At 67.6% G+C, this 13,834-nt stretch carries 16 protein-coding genes and 6 pseudogenes; 12 read left to right on the forward strand and 10 right to left on the reverse strand.

Translation table 11 applies throughout. The features are described from left to right. Window positions 1-13: 13 nt before the first annotated feature. Window positions 14-476, reverse strand: a pseudogene (locus tag AB0H88_RS41700) (IS630 family transposase); the annotation flags it as partial. 537 nt (window positions 477-1,013) lie between these two features. Continuing rightward, window positions 1,014-2,135, reverse strand: a complete 1,122-nt coding sequence (locus AB0H88_RS41705) for an NAD(P)/FAD-dependent oxidoreductase (protein ID WP_357654137.1) — start codon at window positions 2,133-2,135, stop codon at window positions 1,014-1,016. A 265-nt stretch (window positions 2,136-2,400) separates the two neighbouring features. On the opposite strand from AB0H88_RS41705, the gene AB0H88_RS41710 reads away from it, so the two are divergent. The 3 genes and pseudogenes from AB0H88_RS41710 to AB0H88_RS41720 all read left to right on the forward strand — a co-directional run. Further along, window positions 2,401-2,613: a tyrosine-type recombinase/integrase gene (locus tag AB0H88_RS41710; protein WP_357654138.1), complete on the forward strand. Its 213-nt coding sequence runs from the start codon at window positions 2,401-2,403 to the stop codon at window positions 2,611-2,613. Window positions 2,614-2,675: 62 nt separating this feature from the next. Beyond that, window positions 2,676-2,816: a hypothetical protein gene (locus AB0H88_RS41715; protein WP_357654139.1), complete on the forward strand. Its 141-nt coding sequence runs from the start codon at window positions 2,676-2,678 to the stop codon at window positions 2,814-2,816. Between the two features lie 196 nt (window positions 2,817-3,012). Continuing rightward, window positions 3,013-3,651: pseudogene (locus tag AB0H88_RS41720) on the forward strand (ISAzo13 family transposase); the annotation flags it as partial. Here AB0H88_RS41720 and AB0H88_RS41725 read toward each other — a convergent pair. Together AB0H88_RS41725 and AB0H88_RS41730 are read right to left on the reverse strand one after the other, a co-directional pair. Further along, on the reverse strand, window positions 3,647-3,880 hold the full coding sequence (locus AB0H88_RS41725; protein WP_357654191.1) for a pentapeptide repeat-containing protein: 234 nt from the start codon (window positions 3,878-3,880) through the stop codon (window positions 3,647-3,649). The pseudogene AB0H88_RS41720 and the gene AB0H88_RS41725 overlap by 5 nt on opposite strands. A 137-nt stretch (window positions 3,881-4,017) precedes the next feature. Continuing rightward, a complete protein-coding gene (locus AB0H88_RS41730) occupies window positions 4,018-4,488 on the reverse strand; it encodes a MarR family winged helix-turn-helix transcriptional regulator (RefSeq protein ID WP_357654140.1) in 471 nt (156 codons plus the stop codon). 149 nt (window positions 4,489-4,637) lie between these two features. On the opposite strand from AB0H88_RS41730, the gene AB0H88_RS41735 reads away from it, so the two are divergent. Both AB0H88_RS41735 and AB0H88_RS41740 read left to right on the forward strand, forming a co-directional pair. Then, window positions 4,638-5,258, forward strand: a complete 621-nt coding sequence (locus tag AB0H88_RS41735) for an NAD(P)-binding domain-containing protein (RefSeq protein ID WP_357654141.1) — start codon at window positions 4,638-4,640, stop codon at window positions 5,256-5,258. Between the two features lie 59 nt (window positions 5,259-5,317). Beyond that, a complete protein-coding gene (locus AB0H88_RS41740; protein ID WP_357654142.1) occupies window positions 5,318-6,151 on the forward strand; it encodes a CPBP family intramembrane glutamic endopeptidase in 834 nt (277 codons plus the stop codon). Between the two features lie 72 nt (window positions 6,152-6,223). Here AB0H88_RS41740 and AB0H88_RS41745 read toward each other — a convergent pair. Continuing rightward, window positions 6,224-6,364 (reverse strand): annotated as a pseudogene (locus tag AB0H88_RS41745) (transposase); the annotation flags it as partial. Window positions 6,365-6,473: 109 nt separating this feature from the next. Here AB0H88_RS41745 and AB0H88_RS41750 point away from each other — a divergent pair. The 4 genes from AB0H88_RS41750 (at window position 6,474) to AB0H88_RS41765 (ending at window position 8,403) form a co-directional block, all read left to right on the forward strand. Beyond that, complete coding sequence (locus tag AB0H88_RS41750) at window positions 6,474-7,046, forward strand: NAD(P)-binding domain-containing protein (protein ID WP_357654143.1); 573 nt, start codon at window positions 6,474-6,476, stop codon at window positions 7,044-7,046. 60 nt (window positions 7,047-7,106) lie between these two features. After that, window positions 7,107-7,397: a hypothetical protein gene (locus AB0H88_RS41755; protein ID WP_357654144.1), complete on the forward strand. Its 291-nt coding sequence runs from the start codon at window positions 7,107-7,109 to the stop codon at window positions 7,395-7,397. A 129-nt stretch (window positions 7,398-7,526) separates the two neighbouring features. After that, window positions 7,527-7,724: an antibiotic biosynthesis monooxygenase gene (locus tag AB0H88_RS41760; RefSeq protein WP_357654145.1), complete on the forward strand. Its 198-nt coding sequence runs from the start codon at window positions 7,527-7,529 to the stop codon at window positions 7,722-7,724. A 190-nt stretch (window positions 7,725-7,914) separates the two neighbouring features. Beyond that, window positions 7,915-8,403: a cupin domain-containing protein gene (locus AB0H88_RS41765; RefSeq protein WP_357654146.1), complete on the forward strand. Its 489-nt coding sequence runs from the start codon at window positions 7,915-7,917 to the stop codon at window positions 8,401-8,403. A 114-nt stretch (window positions 8,404-8,517) separates the two neighbouring features. On the opposite strand, the pseudogene AB0H88_RS41770 reads toward AB0H88_RS41765, so the two are convergent. After that, window positions 8,518-8,703, reverse strand: a pseudogene (locus AB0H88_RS41770) (transposase family protein); the annotation flags it as partial. Window positions 8,704-8,768: 65 nt separating this feature from the next. Here AB0H88_RS41770 and AB0H88_RS41775 point away from each other — a divergent pair. Further along, window positions 8,769-9,206, forward strand: a complete 438-nt coding sequence (locus AB0H88_RS41775) for a tyrosine-type recombinase/integrase (protein WP_357654147.1) — start codon at window positions 8,769-8,771, stop codon at window positions 9,204-9,206. A 288-nt stretch (window positions 9,207-9,494) separates the two neighbouring features. On the opposite strand, the gene AB0H88_RS41780 is transcribed toward AB0H88_RS41775, so the two are convergent. Next, entirely contained in the window at window positions 9,495-10,136 is a 642-nt protein-coding gene (locus AB0H88_RS41780) for a TetR family transcriptional regulator C-terminal domain-containing protein (protein ID WP_357654148.1), read from the reverse strand. A 92-nt stretch (window positions 10,137-10,228) separates the two neighbouring features. Here AB0H88_RS41780 and AB0H88_RS41785 point away from each other — a divergent pair, with 92 nt between their 5' ends. Then, the gene (locus tag AB0H88_RS41785) at window positions 10,229-10,462 is read left to right on the forward strand and encodes a hypothetical protein (RefSeq protein ID WP_357654149.1); all 234 of its coding nucleotides are present in this window, start codon (window positions 10,229-10,231) and stop codon (window positions 10,460-10,462) included. Beyond that, window positions 10,459-12,087 (forward strand): carboxylesterase family protein, encoded by a 1,629-nt coding sequence (locus AB0H88_RS41790; protein WP_357654150.1) that lies wholly within the window; start codon window positions 10,459-10,461, stop codon window positions 12,085-12,087. Before AB0H88_RS41785 ends, AB0H88_RS41790 begins: the two co-directional genes overlap by 4 nt. Window positions 12,088-12,141: 54 nt before the next feature. Here the strand turns inward: AB0H88_RS41790 and AB0H88_RS41795 are convergent, their stop codons facing one another. From AB0H88_RS41795 to AB0H88_RS41805, 3 genes and pseudogenes are all read right to left on the reverse strand, one after another. Then, complete coding sequence (locus AB0H88_RS41795) at window positions 12,142-12,987, reverse strand: Tn3 family transposase (RefSeq protein ID WP_357654192.1); 846 nt, start codon at window positions 12,985-12,987, stop codon at window positions 12,142-12,144. Beyond that, window positions 12,967-13,233 (reverse strand): annotated as a pseudogene (locus AB0H88_RS41800) (transposase); the annotation flags it as partial. The gene AB0H88_RS41795 and the pseudogene AB0H88_RS41800, both read right to left, overlap by 21 nt. Before the next feature lie 40 nt (window positions 13,234-13,273). Next, window positions 13,274-13,360: pseudogene (locus AB0H88_RS41805) on the reverse strand (hypothetical protein); the annotation flags it as partial. Between the last annotated feature and the right edge of the window lie 474 nt (window positions 13,361-13,834).

A 13,834-nucleotide genomic window follows, 5' to 3' on the forward strand; every position in this document is an offset into this window, starting at 1 on the left:
CAGGTGACGGCGGTGCACGGCAGAAGGCGTGGATCTGTCTCAGACGGCCGGGCCAGGTGACGGCGGTGTTGGCGATGAAGGCTTTCAGCGCGGCCCAGATCCGTTCGACGGGGTTGTCGTGCGGGCTGTAACGCGCCGCGTACAGCAGTTCCAGCCGGGGGTGCTCGGTCAGGTAGGCGGTGACCGCCTTGGCGTGGTGGATGCTGTCGTTGTCGCAGATCACCACGATGGCCGGGGCGGCCGGGAACGCGGCGAGCACCTGATCCAGCAGGAGCAGGAAGTCGGCCGCGCACCGGCGGCCCAGCCGATACACCCACCGGCCGGTGGTCATTTCCAGCGCGCCGAGCACGGTGACCTGCCGGTTCTTGCCCGGCGTGGGGACCTGGCCGGCCCGGGCGCAATGTCCAGCTGGCCCGGACGTGCGGCAGCCAGTTGACATGGGTCTCATCAGTGGCTCACACCACCGCCCCGCGCGGCCGGCCGAATCGCGTCAGCGAGCGCGAACATGCGGGGACGGTCACCGATGACCACCTTCGTCCCGACGGCAGGACGCCTGGGACGGATGGAAACGGTCGGCAGGCCAGGACAGCGGATCGCTGGAGGTGAGCGCGCGCCGTCAGCCCCGCCCCGGCCAGGTGCCGGCCTGCGAGAGACCGGCATAGGGCGGGAACAGGTCAACGAGCTGTGTGACGCTCAGCAGCCGGGCCAGCGCGCCGTGCACGCCGATCAGCCGGCGGCGCCGCCCCGCTCTTCGGCGCGGCGTTGCCCCTGATCAGGATCCACAGGCCATGGGAGTCGCAGAAGGCCAGATTGTGGGCGTTGATCACGATCTGGGCGGTGGCGATCCGGGCCCATGACCTGGTCGAACATCGCCCACCAACGGGCAGGGTCTGGGCTATGCCGTGCGGCCATCGCACGATCTTCAGGAGTCCACACAACTCCCGATGATCACGCGATGGCCGTACCCGTTCCCCGCCGGGTCCACGACAAGATCGCGAAACCGGACTGAGGCATCAGGAGTGATCGAACAGAGTGACTACGCTCTGCGGTGCTTCCCGGCCGAAGAAGATCTCCAGGTTCTTCGCCGAGCGGCCGGCGACGTCGCTACTACGTAGAAACAGCCGCTCTTCGTAGCCGGTGAGCGCGACCTCGACGTCGGGTTGCTCAACCAGCTTGCTCGCCAGGTCAGCGCCGTCGTACATGGCGAGGTTGGCACCCTCGCCGGCGAAGGGCGACATCAGATGCGCGGCGTCGCCGACGAGCGTCACGCCGGGCACCCTGTCCCAGTTGAGCCCGACGGGCAGGGCATAGATGGGTCGCAGCCACAGTTCCGCGTCGCTCTGTGTCACAAAGGCGGTAAGCAGCGGCGACCAGCCATCGAACTCGTCGGCAAGTTGACGCAGGCCCGCGGACGGGTCGCCGAAGTCGATCGACCTCATCCATTCCTCGGGCTTGTTCAGCGCCACGTATCCGTGCACGTGCCCGTCGGCGTAGCGATGGGCGATGATGCCTTTGCCCGGCGCGACCGCCATCAGCGTGCCGCTGCCGATCGCGGCCACGCTCGCCCGACAGTCCTGGCCGCCCGAAGCGAGGGCGATCTCGATGAAGCAGATTCCGCTGTAGAGAGGCTTGGCGGGAGTCAGCAACGGACGCACCTTCGACCAGGAACCGTCCGCGCCGATGACGATGTCGGCGCGCGTGGCGGAACCGTCCACGAAGGTGAGGTCGTAGCCGCCCTCCACACGGTGCCGGATCGAGGCGAGCTTATGGCCCCACCTGATCGTCTCGGGCGCCAGCGAGTCGATGAGCAGGCGCCTGAGTTCGCCACGATCCACCTCTGGACGGGCCGAACCGGGGTCCGCAGGCATGTCGAACAGGATCGTGCCGTGGCGGTCGACCACGCGCTTGGCGTCCTCGCCCGGGCGGACCAGAGTGAGGAACTCGTCGTAGAGACCGGCTGCGCGAAGCGCGACCTGTCCGGTCTCTACGTGAATGTCGAGCAGACCGCCCTGCGCACGGGTCGTCGCCGAAGCCTCACTCTCGTAGATCGTCGCGGCGACACCGTGAGCCTGAAGCACCCGGGCGAGCGTCAGCCCGCCCAGTCCCGCTCCGACAATGGCGATGGTCTTCTGCATGCTGCGCTCCTCTGTCGCGCCGACACGCGTCGGCGATGGTCAGCGCCAAAAGCGGACGGGACGCCCGATCTCGGCAAGGAGACGCTCACCGATCAGAACCATCTGCATCGATGTACGAGCGATGTCAGGCGGGTGGACCCGCGGAACATCGTTTTTCGCGACTTTGTAACTATAACTCGGCATCCGCCTCGCGATGACCGGGGCCGCTCACGCTGCGACGGACCGCTGCCGCTAGAGTGCCGAGGCTCCGTTTCGGCACCTGGTCATGCCGGTGCTGTTCCGGACGGTCTACGCCTGCGGGCTGCGCGTCTCCGAGGCCCGGCTGCTGCGCCCCGGCGACGTCGACATCAGCACCGGGGTCCTGCAGATCCGCGACGCCAAGGGCGGCAAGGACCGGCAGGTGCCGGTCTCCGGGCCACTGCGCGAACGGCTGGGCGGCTACCGCGTGCGCATGGCCGGGCAGCCGGGCTGGCAATAACCTGCGGACATGGTTCGCCGCCGGCGAGGACGTCAGCGCTGCTGCCGGTCCTGCAGGCATACATGAGCCATTCCTCAATCGGCGACACCGCCTACTACCTGCGGCTGACCGCCGAGTCCTACCCGCACATCGCCGCCCGCCTCCAGCGCGAGTACGGCGGCATCGTGCCGCCCGTCACCGAAGGACCGGCCGATGGCGACTGACTTCGCGCTCGCCCTGCGCCGCTTCCTCACCTCCTACCCGGCCGGGCTCCGCGGCTGCTCGCCCAGCACGATCGCCTCCTACCGCGACACGTTCAAGCCTCTGATCGCCTGGTTCCGTGACGAGCGGTCCGTCCCACCGGCCAGGCTCACCCTCGACCACCTCGACGCCGGCGCCATCACGGCATTCCTCTCCCACCTGCAGGGCACGGCCAAGACCACCGAAGGCACCCGGCATCCGGATCGTGACGCCCAGTTCGCCCACCTCAACGCCACCGCCACCGCCTTCCTCGACGCCGGGGAGCCAGTAATCAGCGTCGATGCCAAGGCCAAGGAGTGGCTCGGTAACCGCGACCGGCCGGGACGCACCTGGCGGCCGGGAAAGGATCCGATCAAGGTGGACTGCCACACCCTGGTCACCAGCGACCACCCGGTGGTCATCCCCTACGGAATCTACGACCTGGCCACCAACAGCGGCTGGGTCAACGTCGGAACCGATCACGACACCGCCGAGTTCGCGGTGGAGTCCATCCGCCGCTGGTGGCGACGCCGAGGCTGTCTCGACCACCCCCACGCCACCAGGCTGCTGATCGCCGCGGATGCCGGCGGCTCCAACAATCCCCGTTACCGGACATGGAAGAAGCGACTACACGACTTCGCCCGCGAAAGCGGCCTGGAGATCACGGTCTGCCCTTTTCCTCCTGGAACTTCGAAGTGGAACAAGATCGAGCACCGGATGTTCTGCCACATCACCGCCGACTGGCGGGGCCGCCCACTGACCAGCTACCAAGTCGTCATCGAGACCATCGCCGCGACGACAACCGAGACCGAACTCAAGGAGTTCCAGCCCTCCGCGCCCGGTCAGGTTCGCACCCCCGCAAGTCGGCATCCTTCGGCGCCGCCCCGCACAGATCCGCACCATCTAACTCGGTGTTGGCCGGCTTTGGTGAGCGCAGTCGTGCGAATCCCATGTTCGCGTGCGTCAGCGTCGCGTTGGTGAGATCCGCGCGGGTGAGCGTCGTCCAGTTCAGCCCCGCACCCGTGAGCCGCGCCTTCCAAGGGCATATCGCTGATCAAGTCAGGCGTTAAGCGGGTCGTAGCTGTGGGTCGTGCATCGCGAACCGCTGTGCCGGCGCCCGCGGGATTCTGTAGGCAGCGGTCTGACACGCACGCAGTTCGTGAGCGATGAGGTCCGGATCGGGTATCAGTGCTTGTGTTCCAGCGCCGCCAGCCGTTCGGCGACTTTGTCGCCGATGGTGACGAGCATCGCCATCTCTGTCGCGGTGAGATGATCGATGAGCACGTCGCGGATGTCGGCCACGTGCTGCGGAGCCGCGATCTTGATCAGGTCGCTGCCCCGGGGAGTGATGGCGACTACCGCCCCCCGTTGGTCGGCGAGGTACCGCTCGCGGGACACCAGGCCGCGATTTTGCATCCGGCCCAGGTGTTGCGACAGGCGGCTCTTCTCCCAGCGCAACAGCCGGCCGAGTTCGAGCGACCTCAGCCGCCCTTCGGGCGCCTCAGAGAGATGGGCCAGGACCTGGTAGTCAGCGCCGGACAGCCCGCACCGGTTGCGCAGCTGCCGCTCGATGAACTCCGACAGCCCGTCCTGCATCTTCATCAAGCTGCGCCAGGCCTGCTGTTCTCGCTCGTCCAACCACCGCGGCTCGGTCACGCGCGCCACTTTACCGTCTGGTTGACATGGTAACCAAGTGCCACGTACATTCTGGTTCACACATTAACCAAATGGGCGTCGATGACACAGCCGTTGACAACGACGGGTGGGGCGTGGCGTCCTATCCAGCTCCAGAAAGCAGGCACACCATGAGCAACATCAGCATCATCGGCCTGGGGGGTATGGGCCGCGCCATTGGCGCCCGCGCGGTCGAGGGCGGCCACGCCGTCGAGGTCGTCGGTCGCGACGCGGCCAAAGCCAAGGAGCTGGCCGCCGCGCTCGGCGGCGCCACGGCCGGGACATTCGGCACCGCCCCAGCCGGCGACATCGTCGTCCTGGCCGTGCCATACGCCAGCGCCGTACCGGTCGTCGCCCAGTACGGGGATGCACTGGCCGGCAAGTTCATCATCGACATCTCCAACACGTTCAACGCCGACGCCACCGGGCTCGTCATCCCTGAAGGCACGTCCGGTGCGCAGGAGATCGCCAAGGCAGTCCCGGCGAGCGCGCACGTCGTGAAGGCGTTCAACACGGTCTTCGGCCACGTGCTGGCCCAGGGGCGTCCGTTGGACGTGTTCTTCGCCGGAGATGACGCGCGGGCCAAGGCCGACGTGTCGGCGTTCATCGAGAGCCTCGGACTGCGCCCGCTCGATGTCGGCGGCCTGGAGATGGCCCGCTGGCTGGAAGGAGTCGGGCCGCTGCTGATGGGCCTGGCCCGCAACGGCGCAGGGACCTTCGACATCGCCCTCGGCGTCGACCTCCCCGGCTGAGCGCACCCCTGCCAGTAGCCCGCGGCGCTCCCGCCGCGGATTCTCACGAAGGAGTCATCGTGCGTCTGATATGGCAGCTCTTGGCGGTTGCGGCGGTCTGGATCCTCGGCAATCTGGGCACCGCGGCGGTGAAGGACAACCCCTGGCTGGCGCTCGTCGCCGGCCTGCTGACGGCGGTCGTCGCGGTCCTGGTCTACGGCTGGGTGGTGCGGCGCACCGAGCACCGGGCCCCCGTCGAGGTGTCGCTGAAGGGAGCAGGCGCGGGGATCAGCTGGGGCACGCTGCTCGGCATCGCGCTGTTCGGGGCAGTCATCGCGAACATCGCCTTCTTAGGCGATTACACGATCAACGGCCTGGGCACGCCGGCGAGCGCCGTCGGCCTGCTCGGCATCATGGCGGGTGCCGCCGTGACCGAGGAGCTGGTCTTCCGCGGTGTCCTGTTCCGGAACGTCGAGCACTGGACCGGAACCTGGATCGCGCTCGTGCTGACCGGCTCGCTGTTCGGCCTGATCCACCTGCTCAACGCGAACGCCACCCTGTGGGGCGCCATCGCTATCGCCATCGAGGCAGGCGGAATGCTGACCGCCGCGTACATCGCCACCCGCAAGCTGTGGGTGCCGATCGGTCTGCACTTCGGCTGGAACATTGCCGCGAGCGCCATCTTCAGCACCAAGGTGTCCGGCAGCAACACCCCGCAGGGCCTACTGGACGCGACGATGTCGGGTCCCGCGCTGGTCACGGGCGGCGACTTCGGACCGGAGGGCAGTGTGTACGCCGTGGTTTTCGGCGTGGTGGCCACCGTCGTGCTCATGTGGCTGGCACACCGGCGTGGTCACGTGGTCCCCGTCCGTCGCTCGGCTCGGGCGGACGTGACCGCTAGGCTCGCCAGGTGATCGAACGCCCGCCGGCGCGCACGGCGTCGGCGGCTCGGCCGGCACCTGTGTCCGGCGCCCCCTTGGCCGGCTCGCACCAGCGTCCCGGACCCAATTGCGCAGGGTTTCGGAGTTGATCCCCAGATCGGCGGTGACCTGCCGGATCGTCGCCTCGGGCCGCGACTGGTACTGCGCGACTGCGTCCGCCTTGAACTGCGGTGGATAGTTCTTCATGACCACGAGATGTTCGTCCTCAGATCCTGAGGATCCAGTGTCTCGTGTGTCCAAGATCAAGGATCAAGGCCCGCCGTCCAGGTCGTCGTTGGTGTGGACGGCGCGGAGTTTGAGGACGGCTTCGGCGTCGGCCAGGCGCGATGCTTCCAAGGTCGACGCTCTGGCCAGGGTGATCGGCGGCGCCACGGCGGGGACGATCGGCGCAGCCCCGGCCGGCGACATAGTCATCCTCGCCGTGCCCTACGCCCACGCCGTACCGCTCGTGCGCCAGTTCGGCAACGCGCTGTCGGGCAAGGTGATCGTCGACATCACCAACCCGTTCAATCCCGACCTCACGGGACTGGTCACGCCAGAGGGCAGTTCCGCCGCGCAGGAGATCGCCAAGTGCGCTCCCACGGGAGCGCACGTCGTCAAGGCGTTCAACACCGTCTTCGGCCACGTGCTGGCCGCCTACACGTCCGAGGATCCCCGCCCGCTGGAGGTGTTCATCGCTGGCGACGACGCCGGGGCCAAGGCGCGCGTGTCATTGTTCGTCGAAAGCCTCGCGCTGCGCCTGCTCGACGCCGGCGACCTGACGAGCGCTCGTTGGCTCGAAGGAACGAGCGTGCTGTTGATGCGCGCCATGTTCGGCAAAGCCGTCCGCAGCAGCAGCTTCTCCATCGGCCTCACCGTCCGCGACTGACCATACGCACCTTCTCCATCCGTACTGAAGACGCCGACATCGGCCACCCGGCCGCGATCCGTGGCGCTCGCGGCGGAGAAGAACCCCCACATCCAATTTCATTTCACTCCCGTCGGGTCATCGTGGATCAACCAGATAGAGACCTGGTTCGGCATCATCACCCGGCAGTCCATCCGCCGTGGCACCTTCTCCAGCGTGAACGTCCTGATCAAGCAGATCCGCGACTACATCGGCTCCTGGAACGAGAACGCGAAACCTTTCACCTGGACCGCGACCACCGGCGAGATCCTCACCAAAGTCCGCCTCGTCCAGACCAACATCAAGAAGCTCGTCGACAACAACACGAAGTAATACAACGGGATCACGAGACACTAGGTGAACTCTCATACTGAACTGGAAATGAAGTCTTTTCCGCAGCCGCCCGCAGCGGCTGCGGAAAAGACCCGGCTAAGAAAGACAATCGTCACCAAGGAGTCAGCCATGTCGGCATTCGTATTCGCAAACCGGTTGCAGGTCAAGGACGGGCGACGCGACGAGTTCATCGAACTGCTCAGGGAGTTCGCCGTCTCCATGCACGCCAAACCCGGGTGCGTCCACCTCCATGCACGCCAAACCCGGGTGCGTCCACTACTCGATTCACAAGCCTGTCGAGGACGGGCGCACACCACGGTCAGATGATCTAGTCACCTGAAAGTCGTCAGCAGTCGTGCCCATCCGCAAATCCGGACGCTCATGCCCGCGCAGCAGACAGGTGGATCGAACATATGTCAGCTACTCATCCAGAACACCACCTTACGGAGACGAAACAAACGGGGTATAGTCCGTTTATGTTGCACGTAAAGTCCGCTTCCGTCCAGAAGGGAATCTCGTGAGCTACCTGCCAAATGGGGCGATCGTCCTACCGGCCGGCGAGGGCCGGCCGATCCCCGGCGACGGTCTGCTGATCCCCAACTTGCTTGGCAAGGTCACCGCCGACCATGGCTCAGGCTCCATCGCCGTGATGGAGGGGACGGCGGAGCCCGGCTTCGGGCCCCCTCTTCATATCCATCACAGCAGCGAGGAGCTTTTCTATGTCCTCCAGGGCCAGATGGACTTCCAGATCGGCGACCAGCGGGTAAGCGCCACGCCTGGCACGCTCGTCATGGTGCCGCGCGAAACGGTCCACGCGCCCCGGGTGGTCGGACGCGAGCGGGCCAGGTTCCTGGTCATGTTCGCGCCCGCCGGCCCGGACGGGCTGTTCTACGAGATCGCCGCACTCGCTCAGGAAAATGGCGGGGTCATCAATGATAATGACTCGCGCATCGAGGCGCTTGCGGTCAAGTACGATACCGAGCATGTCGGGCCCCCGCTGCAGTAAATCAACGAGAGCACCCCACCCACAAAATCAACGAGCCTTAACAATGACCCTTTTTCATCCTCAGGCGGCCTGAGCAACGCGGTGGTTCTGAAGGATGGCGATGGCCTTGCAGAGGATCTTCCAGCTCTTCAGCTGGGCGTTGGCGCGTTCGCCGGGTCCGCGAAGGCGGGCATGGGCGCGGTTGGCCTGCTTCTGGGAGGCGGGCTTGTTCTTGCCCTTGTACGGAGTGCGGACCGGGCCCTCGGCACCCTGATACGCCTTATCAGCCAGGGTGATGATGCCCGCGTGCGGCCAACTCGACCACCCATCGCGCCTACGCCTCGGCCATCGATCGCGTCATCGCCCTGCTGGGCCGGGACCGGCCGGTGGCCGAGGTCACCGACGCCGAGATTGGCACTGCGCTCACCGAGTTGTGGGGGGCGAGCGCGCCGGCGACTTGGAACCGCAACCGCGCCACCATCGCCTCCTGGCTGCTGTGGTGCCAGACCAGGAAGCACCGGGCCGTGCCGTCGGTCCCGGCCGACGCCGGACGCCGCAAAAAGAATGCCGAGGAGACCCGCGCGGTCGCCAAGGTCACGATCCACCGGCTGCTGTCGCGCCGGGACATCCCGCTGCGGGAGAAGACGCTGCTTCGGATGCTGTACGAGACCGCGGCCCGGGCCGCGGAGATCCTGGCGCTGAACGTCGAGGACCTCGACCTGGAGCACCGCCACGCACGGGCGAGCGGGTGGGCACGGCCGAGTTGCTCGGCGATGACCGGTTCCAGCGTGTCGACCTCCACCATCCGCCGGGTTGCCAGATAACCGGGAAACGAAGCCTCCGCGTCGGCGACGGCCGCCCAGCTCGCGCTACGTCCGTGATCGCTATCTTCCCAGATAACAACGGTTATCCCGTAACCATTGGTCTCCATCCTGCTGATTCGCACCGCAAGGCCCGCTCGCATAGAGCAACCGGCTGAGGGCCGCTGCGGACGCCGGCGGTGAAGAACATCACACGGCAAGCGTGGCGGTGAACGTCTGGCGCCTCTGGAAGGCGTCTTGGCGTACGTGGCGTGACGGACGCAGCGCTGGTGTCGCGCTCGCAAGGCACCCTCAGGTGATTGCGGTCGATGAGGCCGGTCGGCTTGGCCGGGATGGCTGCATGAGCAGGCCGTCGATACGACGAGTCAGCGTGTCGTGGGCGGGCACGGTGGGGCGGTGTCCAAGCAGGGCGAGCGAGGTCAGCCCTTCGACGAGTGGCAGGAGGGTCTCGGCCTCCAGGTCGGCGTCGAGGTCGTCGCGGAACTCGCCGGTTCGCTGGCCATAGCGGATCAGCCATGCCAGCAGGTCGCGCGTTTCGGCGTGGGCTTGGCGCAGGATTTCCGCTAGGGACGGGATGGCCGTGGCGTGGGCGGTGAAGGCCGCCAGGATCCTGGCGTCGCGTCGCTGGTGTGGCTCGATCAGGGCGAGCGTACGCAGGGTGGCGGTGAGCAGGGTCACCGCCGACTCCTTGGCGGCGGAGGCGTCGATTTCCTCCTGGCCCTGCGCGGTGATGCGTTCGGTGATGTGGTGCAGGGCGAAGGCGAGCATCTCGTCCTTGGTGGCGAAGCATCGCTGCACGGCTCCCATGGACACCCCAGCCTGCTGCGCCACGTCCCGGAGGGTCGCGCCTTCGGGGCCGTGCCGGTCGATCAGGTCGCAGACCGCTTCGGCGATGTGGCGGCGTCGCGTCTCGTAGTCGACCTGCTTGGGCATGGGGTTCCTTCCGCCAACGTTTCGATGCGGTTGCATCGTATCAACTTTTCCGGTTTATTTGATGCGTACGCATCGGAACAAGGGGAGGCCCCATGAGTCGTTCGCAAACACGCAACCGCACAGCCGACAAGGCGCTGTGGCTGGCCGGAGCTCTGTTCACCGTGCAGGGGTTCGGCTCGGCGATCACCGAGGCGCAGTGGGGCACCAGCTTCGGAATCGCCGGCATCCTGCGCGCCGTCGGCGTCCCCGGCTGGGCCGATCTCGCCCTGGGCACCCTCGGAGCCGTGTTCCTGCTCAGCGCGACGTATCGGGCGGTGCGCCGATGAGACCCCGAGGAACGGCGCGCAGGACGGCGCGCGTGCGGCTGGTCACGGCGGTGGCCGGTCTGTCCGTCGTCGCGGCCTGCGGGAGCGCCACCGGCCCCGCATCGAGCTCGCGCCAGCCTGTCGCGCACACCTCGTCCGGCGCCGTCACCGGCGCTCACATCGGCCAGGACCTGCAGCGGTTCAACGCCATCCCCTATGCCGCACCGCCGACCGGAGCACTGCGCTGGCAGCCGCCCCAGCCCGTCCAAGCGTGGAAAGGCGTCAAGGACGGCACCCGCACGGCCCCGCGCTGCCCGCAGAACGCCAATCCCGCCGACTCCAACCCGGCCAGCGCCGCCGAGGACTGCCTGTACCTGAACGTCACCGCCCCCCGGGCCGTGCCCGCCGGACAACGGCTGCCGGTGATGGTCTGGCTGCACGGCGGCGGCTTCACCCAGGGCGCCGGCGGCGACTACGACACCCGGCGGCTGGCGAAGGCGGGCGTGGTCGTCGTGACCGTCAACTACCGGCTGGGCATCTTCGGCTTCCTCGGCCACCCCGCCCTGCCCGGCTCGGGCGCATTCGGCCTGCTCGACCAGCAGGGCGCGCTGCGCTGGATACGGCACAACGCGGCGGCCTTCGGCGGCGACCCGCGCAACATCACCCTGTTCGGCGAGTCCGCGGGCGCGTTCAGCACCTGCGCCCAGCTGACATCCCCCACGGCGGCGGGGCTGTTCGACAAGGCGATCATCCAAAGCGGCACCTGCTCGATGCGCCAGATGGGCCTCGACCCCGCCGGCGGCGACACCGTGTGGCCATCACGGCAGTCCGGCGAACAGATCGCCGCAGCCGCCGCCGAACAGATCGGATGCACCGACGCCGCCCAGACGATGGCCTGCCTGCGCCGGGCCCCGGCCCCGGCCCTGCTTGCCGCGCAGCAGAAGATTCCCGCCACCTGGGCGCCCTCGTACGGAAGCGACACTCTGCCGCTCGACCCGCGCCGGGCGGCGGCCGAGGGACGCGTCCACCCGGTGCCGCTCATGGTCGGCACCACCGCGCACGAGGCCCGATACTTCGTGGCCATGTACTTCGACGGGCCGGGCCAGCCCCTGAGCCGGCAGACCTATCAGCAGTTCCTGCGCACCGCCTTCGCCACCGACGCCCGGCGGGTCGCGGTCAGGTATCCCGTCAGCGCACACGGCTCCCCCTCCCTGGCATGGGCCGCCATCGCCACCGACCGCGGCTGGACCTGCCCCACCCAGGCGGGCAACCGCCTGCTCGCCCGCAAGACCCCCGTCTACCAATACGAGTTCGCCGACGACCCCGCCCCCAGACCATCCGGGTTTCCCATCCCCGCCGCCTTCCCTCTGGGCGCCTACCACGGTGGGGAACTGCCCTACCTCTTCGACGGCCCCGGCGCCGCCACCGACCGGCCCCTCTCGGCAAGCCAACGTCGGCTGGCCGACCAGATGATCGCCTACTGGACCCGCTTCGCCGCCACCGGCGATCCCAACGACCCGAGCCTGCCCCGATGGAAGCCCCTGACCAGCAAGAGCGCGAACCGCGTCCGCTCCCTTTCCTCGGCCCGAAGCAATGGCGACGGCTCCACCGAACACCACTGCCGCTTTTGGGACACACGCAAGTGAAAGAGCTCCAGCCCATGAGCTGGGCCGTCATTCAGACGGTTATCGGTCAGCGGTTCAGACACCGTCATCGTCCACGACAGTGGTGCTGGCGGCACTGACCTCGGGCAGCGCCGCCGCGCCGAGCGGTCGCAGGCCCTTGTCCGGGGCCGAGGAAGCGATCGCGTAGCGGCCCAGGCAGTTGAGGTGGGCGTGGCCCAGCGGGGACAGCCGCGCCACGTCCTCATCCTTGACCGGCACACCCTGGGCACGCAACTGGTCCACGATCGCCGACAGATACTGTGAGTTCCACAACACGACGGCATTGACGACAAGTCCAAGAGCCGCGAGTTGATCCTCCTGGCCTTCCCGATATGCCTGTCGGATCCGGCCGGAGTTGCCGTGGCAGATCTTGCGGGCCAGGCGGTGTCGGGACTCCTGGACCGACAACTGCTTGCCCAGGCTCCGGCGGTAGCTGGAATCCATCGGGTCCAGCATGCTCAGTAGGTGCATCGTCTTGTCGATGCGGCCGTACTCGGCGAATGCCCGCCCCAGCGGTGTCGGAGAACCTTGGCGGGCGAACATGCGCAGCAGGTCGTAGGCGCGCACCTGGTTGGTCACCAGCGATCCGGCGACGCGGAGCATGTCCGGCCACTGGGTGATCACCTTCTTGGTGTTCAGCTTGTTCCGGGCGATCGCCTCCAGCACCCCGTATGCGCTGGTGGTGCCGTCGGGCAGCTCGGCGCGCCAGAACCGCTGGTCGCCCAGGTCGGCGAAGCGGGGCGCGAACCGGTAGCCGAGCATGGAGAAGATCCCGAACACCATGTCGCTGTCGCTGGCTTGGTCCGTCGTGACCACCTCGGGTTTCGGCCCGGCGTCCAGGTTGATCAGGCAATCTTGCACTGATGCGGCGGTGACGATCACGCACAACAGCAGTCCGAGCGTGTCGACCACGATGTGCCGTTTCTGCCCCTTGATCTTCTTGCCCGCGTCGTACCCGCAGGCCGCCGCCTCGACGGTCTCGGCCGCCCGGACCGTCTGGGAGTCCATACAGCCGGCGGTCGGAAGCTCTGCCCGTCCGGCCAGGTTGCGCAGCCGGCCGCGCAACCTCCCGGCCAGTCGTTCCGGCAGACCACGCCGCGACCAGTGCACGAAGAACGACCGCCTCATGGGGTGGGTAGTCGACCGGCAGGGCCCGCCACTCGATCCCGTACCGGGTCACATAACCGATCGCGTCCAGCACCGCGCGCAGGTCATGCACCATCGGCCGGCCCGCGACCGCGACCAACTCGGCCATCACCGCCCGCGCCTCACCCTCCAGCACCGACCACTCCGCATCGGCCAGATCGGAAGGGTATGCCGGTTTGCGACCCCGACATGCGCACCCCGGTGAGGCGCAACCGCTGGTGTTCACGGCCGCAGGCGTGTAGACAGACGACCACGGGCTCCTGGCCGCTGAGCTGCTTAGACACCACCTCAGCTACCGGGAGCCCGCTCCCGTTCACCGGGCAACAGCCCAACGATGACCACGCCTCGACGATCTCCTGACCCGCGCCCAGCACCATATCCCTTCGTCAGCAGGCTCTAAGACTTGGGCGCGACCGGGCTGAAGAGGCGCACCACGTGGCGAACTGGACCAAGTGGACGAGCGGCGCGGCGTCTCCCCCCCTCCATACTCGATCTTGCCGAGAAACGAAGGTTTATTGAAGGTGTCGCTCCCCACGTAGCCCTGTCGCTCAGGGTTACTCTCTTCCCTCGTCTTCCAGGAGGA

Source organism: Nonomuraea sp. NPDC050680 (assembly GCF_040654555.1).
In the GTDB taxonomy this organism is placed as follows: Bacteria; Actinomycetota; Actinomycetes; order Streptosporangiales; family Streptosporangiaceae; genus Nonomuraea.